General features: G+C 70.8%; 8 protein-coding genes. 7 read left to right on the forward strand and 1 reads right to left on the reverse strand.

Translation table 11 applies throughout. The features are described 5' to 3' along the window. The first annotated feature begins 171 nt into the window (after nt 1-171). The 7 genes from pyrR to RT323_RS09525 all read left to right on the forward strand — a co-directional run bounded on the left by pyrR (nt 172) and on the right by RT323_RS09525 (nt 8,791). Complete coding sequence (pyrR, locus tag RT323_RS09495) at nt 172-705, forward strand: bifunctional pyr operon transcriptional regulator/uracil phosphoribosyltransferase PyrR (RefSeq protein WP_313407516.1); 534 nt, start codon at nt 172-174, stop codon at nt 703-705. Then, on the forward strand, nt 702-1,634 hold the full coding sequence (locus RT323_RS09500) for an aspartate carbamoyltransferase catalytic subunit (RefSeq protein ID WP_313407519.1): 933 nt from the start codon (nt 702-704) through the stop codon (nt 1,632-1,634). The genes pyrR and RT323_RS09500 overlap by 4 nt, the downstream gene beginning before the upstream one ends. Next, nucleotides 1,631-2,923 carry a dihydroorotase gene (locus tag RT323_RS09505; protein ID WP_313407521.1) on the forward strand — a complete coding sequence of 431 codons (1,293 nt, stop codon included), beginning with the start codon at nt 1,631-1,633 and terminating at the stop codon, nt 2,921-2,923. Before RT323_RS09500 ends, RT323_RS09505 begins: the two co-directional genes overlap by 4 nt. After that, nucleotides 2,920-4,044, forward strand: coding sequence for a glutamine-hydrolyzing carbamoyl-phosphate synthase small subunit (gene carA, locus RT323_RS09510; RefSeq protein WP_313407523.1), 1,125 nt, complete (start codon nt 2,920-2,922; stop codon nt 4,042-4,044). Before RT323_RS09505 ends, carA begins: the two co-directional genes overlap by 4 nt. Further along, a complete protein-coding gene (gene carB, locus RT323_RS09515; RefSeq protein WP_313407525.1) occupies nt 4,028-7,342 on the forward strand; it encodes a carbamoyl-phosphate synthase large subunit in 3,315 nt (1,104 codons plus the stop codon). Before carA ends, carB begins: the two co-directional genes overlap by 17 nt. Next, the gene (gene pyrF / locus RT323_RS09520) at nt 7,339-8,160 is read left to right on the forward strand and encodes an orotidine-5'-phosphate decarboxylase (RefSeq protein WP_313407527.1); all 822 of its coding nucleotides are present in this window, start codon (nt 7,339-7,341) and stop codon (nt 8,158-8,160) included. The genes carB and pyrF overlap by 4 nt, the downstream gene beginning before the upstream one ends. A 76-nt stretch (nt 8,161-8,236) precedes the next feature. Further along, on the forward strand, nt 8,237-8,791 hold the full coding sequence (locus RT323_RS09525) for a Uma2 family endonuclease (RefSeq protein WP_313407529.1): 555 nt from the start codon (nt 8,237-8,239) through the stop codon (nt 8,789-8,791). A 2-nt stretch (nt 8,792-8,793) separates the two neighbouring features. Here the strand turns inward: RT323_RS09525 and RT323_RS09530 are convergent. Next, nucleotides 8,794-9,809 (reverse strand): CHAT domain-containing protein (locus RT323_RS09530; protein ID WP_313407532.1); only part of this gene is annotated, 1,016 nt, incomplete at its 5' end.

Genomic DNA, 9,809 nt, shown 5'->3' on the forward strand with positions numbered 1-9,809 from the left:
TCACGCAGGCAACTTTGGACAATGCTGTCGCTCCAGCGACCGCAACGTCGAAAGTTCCGGCCGGACCAGCGGGCCGTCGGCGGGCGAGCGCGGCGTGGGCCAACCCCACTGATAACCTGACGCAGATCCATCCTTTAACCACCGTCCTGTGAGGCGGAGAAGGAGGTCGGCTTGAGCACCGTCATGGATGCCACCGACATTTCGCGTGCGCTGACACGCATCACCCACGAGATCCTTGAGCGCAATCGCGACGCCGAAGGCGTGGTGATCCTCGGCATTCCCACCCGCGGAGTCGAGCTCGCCGCGCGGGTCGCGGCGAAGATGGCCGAGGTCGAGGGGACCACCATCGAGTCCGGCTCGCTCGACACCACGATGTACCGCGACGACCTGCGCCTGAAGGCTCCCCGCGCGCTCGAGGCCACCAACGTGCCCGAGGACATCGACGGGCGCGTCGTCGTCCTGGTCGACGACGTCCTGATGAGCGGCCGCACGATCCGTGCCGCGCTCGACGCCCTGAGCGACCTCGGCCGGCCCAAGGCCGTCCAGCTGGCCGTCCTGGTCGACCGAGGCCACCGCGAGCTGCCGATCCGGGCCGACTTCGTGGGCAAGAACCTGCCCACCTCGAAGTCCGAGAAGGTCCGGGTCCGACTCAGCGAGACCGACGGCGCCGAGGACTCGGTCACGATCGAGGGGAGCGACGCATGAAGCACCTCCTGAGCGCCGGCGACCTCAGCCGCGACGAGGCCACTTTGATCCTCGACACCGCCGAGCAGCTGCTGAGCGTCGCCCAGCGACCCATCAAGAAGCTGCCCACCCTGCGCGGCCGCACGATCGTCAACCTGTTCTTCGAGGACTCGACCCGCACCCGGATCAGCTTCGAGGCCGCAGCCAAGCGACTCTCGGCCGACGTCATCAACTTCAGCGCCAAGGGCTCCAGCGTCAGCAAGGGCGAGAGCCTCAAGGACACGGCGCTGACCCTGCAGGCGATGGGCGCCGACGCGGTCGTCATCCGCCACCACGCCTCGGGCGCACCGCATCGCCTCGCGACCTCCGAGTGGACCAAGGGCGCCGTGGTCAACGCCGGCGACGGCACCCACGAGCACCCCACCCAGGCCCTGCTCGACGCGTTCACCATGCGCAGCCGGCTCGGCGACCTGGCCGGCAAGAACGTCACGATCGTCGGCGACGTCCTGCACAGCCGTGTCGCCCGCTCGAACGCGCTGCTGCTTCACACGCTGGGCGCCAAGGTCACGCTCGTCGCCCCGCCGACGCTGCTGCCGGTCGGTGTCGAGACCTGGCCGGTCGAGACCTCCTACGACCTCGACGCCAGCCTCGAGAAGGCCGACGCCGTCATGATGCTGCGCGTCCAGCGCGAGCGGATGAACGCCTCGTTCTTCCCCAGCGCCCGCGAGTACAGCCGCCGCTACGGGCTGGACGTCGCCCGCATGAACCGACTGCCCGACCACGCGCTCGTCCTGCACCCCGGACCCATGAACCGGGGCATGGAGATCAACGCCGATGTCGCCGACAGCGACCGCTCCGTGATCGTCGAGCAGGTCACCAACGGCGTCGCCGTCCGCATGGCCGTCCTGTACCTGCTGCTGGGTGGCGCCACCGAGGGAGAAACTGCATGAGCACGGTCATCAAGGGCGCCCGGATCCTGGGCGAGGAAGCCACCGACATCCTGATCGAGGACGGCGTCATCACGGCGATCGGACCCGACCTCAGCGGCGACGAGACCGTGGACGCCGCGGGCCTGATCGCGCTGCCCGGCCTGGTCGACCTGCACACCCACCTGCGCGAGCCCGGCCGCGAGGACGCCGAGACCGTCCTCACCGGAACCCAGGCCGCCGCCCGCGGCGGCTTCACCTGCGTCTTCGCGATGGCCAACACCGAGCCCGTCGCCGACACGGCCGGCGTCGTCGAGCAGGTCTGGCGCCTCGGCCGCGAGCACGGTTACGCCGACGTGCAGCCGATCGGCGCCGTCACCGTCGGGCTCGAGGGGGAGCGGCTCTCCGAGCTGGGCGCGATGGCCGACTCGGCCGCCCAGGTCCGCGTCTTCAGCGACGACGGCAAGTGCGTCAGCGACGCCGTCCTGATGCGCCGCGCGCTCGAGTACGTCAAGGCGTTCGACGGCGTCATCGCGCAGCACGCGCAGGAGCCGCGCCTCACCGAGGGCGCGCAGATGAACGAGGGCCCGCTCTCGGGCGAGCTCGGCCTCACCGGCTGGCCCGCGGTCGCCGAGGAGGCGATCATCGCCCGCGACGTCCTGCTGGCCGAGCACGTCGGCAGCCGCCTGCACGTGTGCCACCTGTCCACGCGCGGCTCCGTCGAGATCGTGCGCTGGGCCAAGAGCCGCGGGATCGACGTCACGGCCGAGGTCACGCCCCACCACCTGCTGCTCGACGACGAGCTGGTCCGCAGCTACGACCCGATCTTCAAGGTCAACCCGCCGCTGCGGAGCAAGGACGACGTCCTGGCCGTCCGCGAGGGCCTGGCCGACGGCACGATCGACATCGTCGCCACCGACCACGCGCCGCACCCGATGGAGGACAAGGAGTGCGAGTGGGGCGCCGCCGCCTTCGGGATGATCGGCCTCGAGACCGCCCTGTCGATCGTCCAGCAGACGATGGTCGACACGGGCGCGCTCACCTGGAGCCGGGTCGCCGAGGTCATGAGCGCGAACCCCGCGCGCATCGGTCGCGCCACCACCCACGGCCGCCCACTGGCGGTCGGTGAGCCCGCTCACGTGGTGCTCTACGACCCCTCTGTCACCCGTACGATCGAACCCGCCGACACGGCGAGCCTGTCGCGCAACACCCCCTACGCCGGACGAGAGCTGCCGGGCCGTGTCGTGGCCACGTTCCTCGCCGGCCGGGCCACCGTGCTGGAAGGAAATCTGTTGGAAGGAATTGGGCAGTGACGTTCACCCCCGCAGTCTTGGTTCTCGAGGACGGACGCACCTTCCGCGGCCGCTCCTACGGCGCGACCGGCACCACGGTCGCCGAGATCGTCTTCAACACCGGCATGACCGGCTACCAGGAGACGCTCACCGATCCGTCGTACCGCGGCCAGATCGTCGTCATGACGGCTCCGCACATCGGCAACACCGGCGCGAACCCCGAGGACTTCGAGTCCGGCCGCGTCTGGGTCGACGGCTACGTCGTGCGCGACCCCGCCCGTCAGCGCTCGAACTGGCGCTCCGACCGCAGCCTCGACGACCTGCTGACCGAGCAGGGCGTCGTCGGCATCAGCGGAATCGACACCCGCGCCCTGACCCGCCACCTGCGCGAGCGCGGCTCCATGCGCGCCGGCATCAGCACCGAGGTCCTCGATCCCGAGCAGCTCCTCGAGCAGGTGAAGCAGGCGCCCTCCATGACCGGCTCGAACTACCTCGCGGACGTCACCGTCGACGAGGCGCACGTCGTGCCGGCCGAGGGCGACAAGAAGTACACGGTCGTCGCGCTCGACCTCGGCATCAAGGGCATGACCCCCAAGCTGATGGCCCAGCGCGGCATCGAGGTCCACGTCCTGCCGGCCACCGCCACCCTCGACGAGGTCCTCGAGCTGAACCCCGACGGCGTGTTCATGTCGAACGGCCCCGGCGACCCGGCCACCGCCGACCACCAGGTCGAACTGGTCCAGGGCGTCCTGGCGAAGGGCACGCCGTACTTCGGCATCTGCCTGGGCAACCAGATCTTCGGACGCGCGCTCGGTCGGGGCACCTACAAGCTCAAGTACGGCCACCGCGGCGTCAACCAGCCGGTCCAGGACCGCACCACCGGCAAGGTCGAGATCACGGCGCACAACCACGGGTTCGCCGTGGACGCGCCGCTCGACGAGGACTTCGAGACGCCCTACGGCGCCGCTCGGGTCACCCACGTGTGCCTGAACGACGACGTCGTCGAGGGCATCGCGCTGCTGGACCGCCCCGGGTTCAGCGTCCAGTACCACCCCGAGGCCGCCGCGGGTCCGCACGACGCCGGCTACCTCTTCGACCGCTTCACCGACCTCATGGAGGCAGCCCGTGCCGAAGCGCACTGACATCGAGTCCGTCCTGGTCATCGGGTCCGGCCCGATCGTCATCGGCCAGGCGTGCGAGTTCGACTACTCCGGCACGCAGGCCTGCCGCGTGCTGCGCGAAGAGGGCATCCGCGTCATCCTCGTGAACTCCAACCCGGCCACGATCATGACCGACCCCGAGTTCGCCGACGCGACCTACGTCGAGCCGATCACCCCCGAGTACGTCGAGAAGGTCATCGCGGCCGAGCGCCCCGACGCGCTGCTGGCCACCCTCGGCGGCCAGACCGCGCTGAACTGCGCCATGCAGCTGGACGCGGCCGGGATCCTCGAGAAGTACGGCGTCGAGCTGATCGGCGCGTCCATCGAGGCGATCGAGAAGGGCGAGAACCGCGAGACGTTCAAGGCGATCGTCGAGGACCTCCCGAAGGAGTGGGGCGCCGAGGTGGCCCGCTCGGTCATCTGCCACACGATGGCCGAGTGCGAGGCCGGCGTCGACACGCTCGGCGGATACCCCGTCGTCGTGCGCCCCTCGTTCACGATGGGCGGCTCGGGCTCGGGCCTGGCGTACGACCACGACGACCTGCTGCGCATCGCCGGCAGCGGCCTGGCGCTCAGCCCCACCACCGAGGTGCTCCTGGAGGAGTCCATCCTCGGCTGGAAGGAGTACGAGCTCGAGGTCATGCGCGACACCGCCGACAACGTGGTGATCGTCTGCTCGATCGAGAACCTCGACCCGATGGGCGTCCACACCGGCGACTCGATCACCGTCGCACCCGCCATGACGCTGACCGACGTCGAGTACCAGCGCCTGCGCGACATCTCGATCGGCGTCATCCGCGAGGTCGGCGTCGACACCGGTGGCTGCAACATCCAGTTCGCGGTCAACCCCGAGGACGGCCGCATCGTCGTCATCGAGATGAACCCGCGCGTCTCGCGCTCGTCCGCGCTGGCCTCGAAGGCCACCGGCTTCCCGATCGCGAAGATCGCCGCCAAGGTCGCGATCGGCTACACGCTCGACGAGATCCCGAACGACATCACCAAGGAGACGCCGGCCAGCTTCGAGCCCACGCTCGACTACGTCGTCGTCAAGGTGCCCCGCTTCGCGTTCGAGAAGTTCCCGGCCGCCGACCCGACCCTGACGACGCACATGAAGTCCGTCGGCGAGGCCATGGCGATCGGCCGCAACTTCACCGAGGCGCTGCAGAAGGCGCTGCGCTCGCTCGAGCGGCCCGCCGCCGTGTTCTCGTGGGAGCGCGAGTGGGTCGAGCTCGACAAGGAGGACCTGCTCAAGCGGGCGTCCGTCCCGCACGACGGCCGCCTCAAGCTGGTCATGGACGCGCTGCGCGCCGGTGCGACGCCCGAGGAGGTCTTCGCGGCCACCGCGATCGATCCGTGGTTCGTCGATCAGCTGGCCCTGCTGAACGAGGTCGCCGCCGAGCTGACCGAGGCCGAGCGCCTCACCCCCGAGCTGCTGGCCCACGCCAAGCGCCACGGCTTCAGCGACGCGCAGATCGGTCGCATCCGCGGCATGGCCGAGGACGTCGTCCGCGGCGTCCGGCACGCGCTGGGCGTCCGTCCGGTCTACAAGACGGTCGACACCTGCGCCGCCGAGTTCGCCGCCAGGACGCCGTACCACTACTCGTCCTACGACGAGGAGACCGAGGTCGAGCCGCGCGAGCGCGAGGCCGTCATCATCCTGGGCTCGGGCCCGAACCGCATCGGCCAGGGCATCGAGTTCGACTACTCGTGCGTGCACGCGTCGCTGGCGCTGTCCGAGGCCGGCTACGAGACCATCATGGTCAACTGCAACCCCGAGACCGTCTCGACCGACTACGACACCAGCGACCGCCTGTACTTCGAGCCGCTGACGCTCGAGGACGTGCTCGAGGTCGTCCACGCCGAGCAGCAGGCCGGCCCCGTCGCGGGCGTCGTCGTGCAGCTCGGCGGCCAGACGCCGCTCGGCCTGGCCGCCGGCCTCAAGGCCGCCGGCGTGCCGATCGTGGGCACCCAGCCCGAGGCGATCGACCTGGCCGAGGAGCGCGGCGCGTTCGGGCAGGTCCTGGCCGACGCAGGGCTGCCCGCGCCCAAGCACGGCACCGCCACGACCTTCGAGGGCGCCAAGCGGATCGCTGACGAGATCGGCTACCCGGTCCTGGTGCGCCCCTCGTACGTCCTGGGCGGTCGCGGCATGGAGATCGTCTACGACGAGGAGTCGCTCTCGAGCTACATCGAGAACGCCACCGAGATCTCGCCCGACCGGCCCGTCCTGGTCGACCGCTTCCTCGACGACGCGGTCGAGATCGACGTCGACGCCCTGTTCGACGGCGAGGAGCTGTTCCTGGGCGGCGTCATGGAGCACATCGAGGAGGCCGGCGTCCACTCCGGCGACTCCGCGTGCGCGCTGCCGCCGATCACCCTGGGCAACCTCGAGATCGACAAGATCCGCGCCTCCACCGAGGTGATCGCCCGCGGTGTCGGCGTGCACGGCCTGATCAACATCCAGTACGCGCTCAGCGCCGACACGGTGTACGTCCTCGAGGCGAACCCGCGGGCCTCGCGCACCGTGCCGTTCGTCTCGAAGGCGACCAACACGCAGCTGGCCAAGGCCGCCGCGCGGGTGATGCTGGGCGAGTCGATCGCCGAGCTGCGTGCCGCCGGCGTCCTGCCGACGACGGGCGACGGAGGCCGCCTGCCGGCGTCGGCGCCGATCGCGGTCAAGGAGGCGGTGATGCCGTTCAACCGCTTCCGCACGTACGACGGTCGCTATGTCGACACGCTGCTCGGTCCCGAGATGCGCTCGACGGGCGAGGTCATGGGCATCGACGCCACGTTCGGCTCGGCGTTCGCCAAGAGCCAGTCCGGGTCGGGCGCCCAGAACGGCCTGCCCACCTCGGGCAAGGTCTTCGTGTCGGTCGCCAACCGCGACAAGCGCCACATGATCTTCCCGATCAAGCGACTGGCCGATCTCGGGTTCGAGATCCTCGCCACCAGCGGCACCGCCGACGTCCTGCAGCGCAACGGCGTGCCGGCGACGGTCCTGCGCAAGCTGCACGAGGATGCCGGCGCCGGCAGCACGGTGGTGGAGAAGATCCACGAGCGTGACGTCCAGCTGATCGTCAACACGCCGCACGGCTTGTCCAGCGGCGTCAACGCGCGCGTCGACGGCTACGAGATCCGCACGGCCGCCGTGGCCGAGGGCATCCCGTGCCTCACGACGGTCCAGGCGCTCGCCGCCGCGGTCCAGGGCATCGAGGCCGAGATCGCCGGCAGCATCGGCGTCCGGTCGCTGCAGTCCTGGGCAGGGGAGGTCGCACGATGAGCTTCGGCAGCCGCGCCTCGGTGGCGATGCAGGCGTACGGTCCGCTGTGCGTCGGCATCGACCCCCACCCGCACCTGCTCGAGCAGTGGGGGCTGGAGGACTCGGTCGAGGGACTCGACCGGTTCGCCGCCACGTGCGTCGAGGCGTTCGCCGGCAAGGTCGCGTTCGTGAAGCCGCAGTCGGCGTTCTTCGAGCGCTTCGGCGCGCGCGGGGTGGCCATCCTCGAGCGCACCCTGCAGGACCTGCGGCACACCGGCTCGCTGACGATCCTCGACGCCAAGCGCGGCGACATCGGCTCGACCGCGCAGGCGTACGCCGACGCGTACCTCGACGACGACGCACCCATGGCGGCCGACGCGATCACGATCAGCCCGTACCTGGGCTTCCGCTCGCTGACGCCGTTCTTCGCCGCCGCCGAGCACAACGACGCCGGCGTGTTCGTGCTGGCGTTCACGTCCAACCCCGAGGCCGTGCACCTGCAGTCCGCCACCGCCTCGTCGGGCATCTCGATCGGCGACGAGATCCTGACCGAGCTGGGCCGGGCCAACGAGGGTGCCTCCCCGATGGGACCGTTCGGTGCCGTGATCGGCGCGACCGTCGCCCATCTCGACACCCAGCGCCTCGACATCAACGGGCCGATCCTGGTTCCCGGCTTCGGCGCCCAGGGCGGCACGATCGACGACCTGCGGCGGCTGTTCGGCGCGGTGTCCGGCTCGATCATCCCCTCGACCTCGCGTGACGTCCTGGCCAAGGGGCCCGACGTCACCACGCTGCGCGCCGCCGCAGCAGCCGTGAACGACTCGCTTTCGCTGCTCTGACCCACGCCTTTGGGCTTTTTCCCATCCACGGTTTGATCAGTGGTCGTGAAGGGGGATGCGATCTACGATGACTGCCATGACCACCGAGGTGCTGGGGCTGCCGCGCGGACGTGCGCTCACGCGCAGCGACCTGGACTCGATGCCCGATGACGGGCACCGCTACGAGCTGCTGGACGGGGTGCTCGTCGTGAGCCCCGCACCGCGCATCGTCCACCAACAGGTGTCGGGGAAGCTGTTCCGTCTCCTGCACGCGAGTGCGGTGGACGGGACTCTCGAGGTCCTGTTCGCGCCGTTCGACGTGCTGCTGTCGGAGGACACGGTGATCCAGCCCGACCTGATCGTCGCTCCGCGGGAGAGCTTCACCGACCGGGACCTGCCGGGGCCGCCGCTCCTGGCGGTCGAGGTCCTGTCACCGTCCACGCGTGGCATCGACCTCATGCTGAAGAAGGAACGACTCCAGCGAGCCGGGTGCCCGCACTACTGGGTGGTGGATCCGGACGAGCCGTCGATCACCGCGTGGACCTTGGTCGACGGGGCGTACGTCGAGGTGGCACGCGCCACGGGCGGGGCGACCTTCGACGTCGCCGACCCGCTGGCCGTCCGGCTGACGCCGGCGTCCCTGGTCGACTGACGTCACCAACCGGCGCCGAAGGACACGAACGAGGTCGGGCGTTGGGCCGTCGCGTCCGCCAGGGCGACGCCCGGGGGAGTGCCTCGCGCCATCAACCGGTGGACGTCCTGCAGCACCTCGCAGGCCTCGTCGTCGGCGATCGCCGCCGGTGACGCGATCACGCAGCGCGCGCCCGCGTGCAGCCAGGCGTTGACCATGCCCAGCGACTCCTCGGCCCACCGCTGGGTGGAGCGGCCGACCTCGCACGCCGACAGCAGCACCACGTCCGGCACGGCCTCGACGTGGTCCAGGTCGTAGCCGAACAGCGGTCCGTCGGCGAGCAGGACGCCCGAGAAGAGCGGGTTGTCGGCCGCGTGCCGGCCGTGCGCCGAGATGTGGAGCAGGTCGGCCCCGTCGGCCGCGGCGAGTGTCGCCGTGACGGTGGCCCGGGTGTCGGTGAGGCACACCGAGCCGTCCCATCGCTCGGCGGACTGCTTGACCTCCTCGGCGGCACGCGCGACGCCGGGACCCGCGACGAACGCGGCCGACCTCGGCCGGTCGAGTCCGCGCGTGGCGGTCCATCGCGTCGCCGTCACGGGAACGGTCAGCGGGCGCCCGACGAGGCCCGGGAGCAGCGACCACGGCACGCCCGAGAGCAGGCCGGCCGAGGTGAGGACGACCCGCCGGTCGCCGATCCGCGGGAGCAGGGGGTCGACCAGGAGGCCAGCCAGCGCAGCGAGGCGGTGATCCCGGGAGCAGCGGACCGCGCGGTGCAGGACGGGCGAGAGTGTGGCGGCTCCCATGTCCAGGTCGGCTTGGAGGCCACCCAGCAGTTCGAGGACCGGCACGTGGCTGCCGAGGTCGACCACGGTCGATCCCTCGGCGCCCACCACCAGGGCGTGCAGCCGGGCGCGGTCCCAGACGTAGCTCACGAGGACGTCCGTCTCGCCGAGCGCGGCCAGCAGCGCGTCCGGCGCGGCGACCTCGTCGACCTCGCCCGACCCGCGTCCCAGCCAGGCCCGGCGACGCACGCGCTCGC

This window comes from Aeromicrobium sp., assembly GCF_032084975.1.
In the GTDB taxonomy this organism is placed as follows: Bacteria; Actinomycetota; Actinomycetes; order Propionibacteriales; family Nocardioidaceae; genus Aeromicrobium.

Excerpts from the sequence above, each read along its gene's own strand:
- RT323_RS09500 (WP_313407519.1), top strand. The coding sequence starts at position 702 with ATGAAGCACCTCCTGAGCGCCGGCGACCTCAGCCGCGACGAGGCCACT.
- RT323_RS09505 (WP_313407521.1), top strand. The coding sequence starts at position 1,631 with ATGAGCACGGTCATCAAGGGCGCCCGGATCCTGGGCGAGGAAGCCACC.
- RT323_RS09525 (WP_313407529.1), top strand. The coding sequence starts at position 8,237 with ATGACCACCGAGGTGCTGGGGCTGCCGCGCGGACGTGCGCTCACGCGC.
- pyrF (WP_313407527.1), top strand. The coding sequence starts at position 7,339 with ATGAGCTTCGGCAGCCGCGCCTCGGTGGCGATGCAGGCGTACGGTCCG.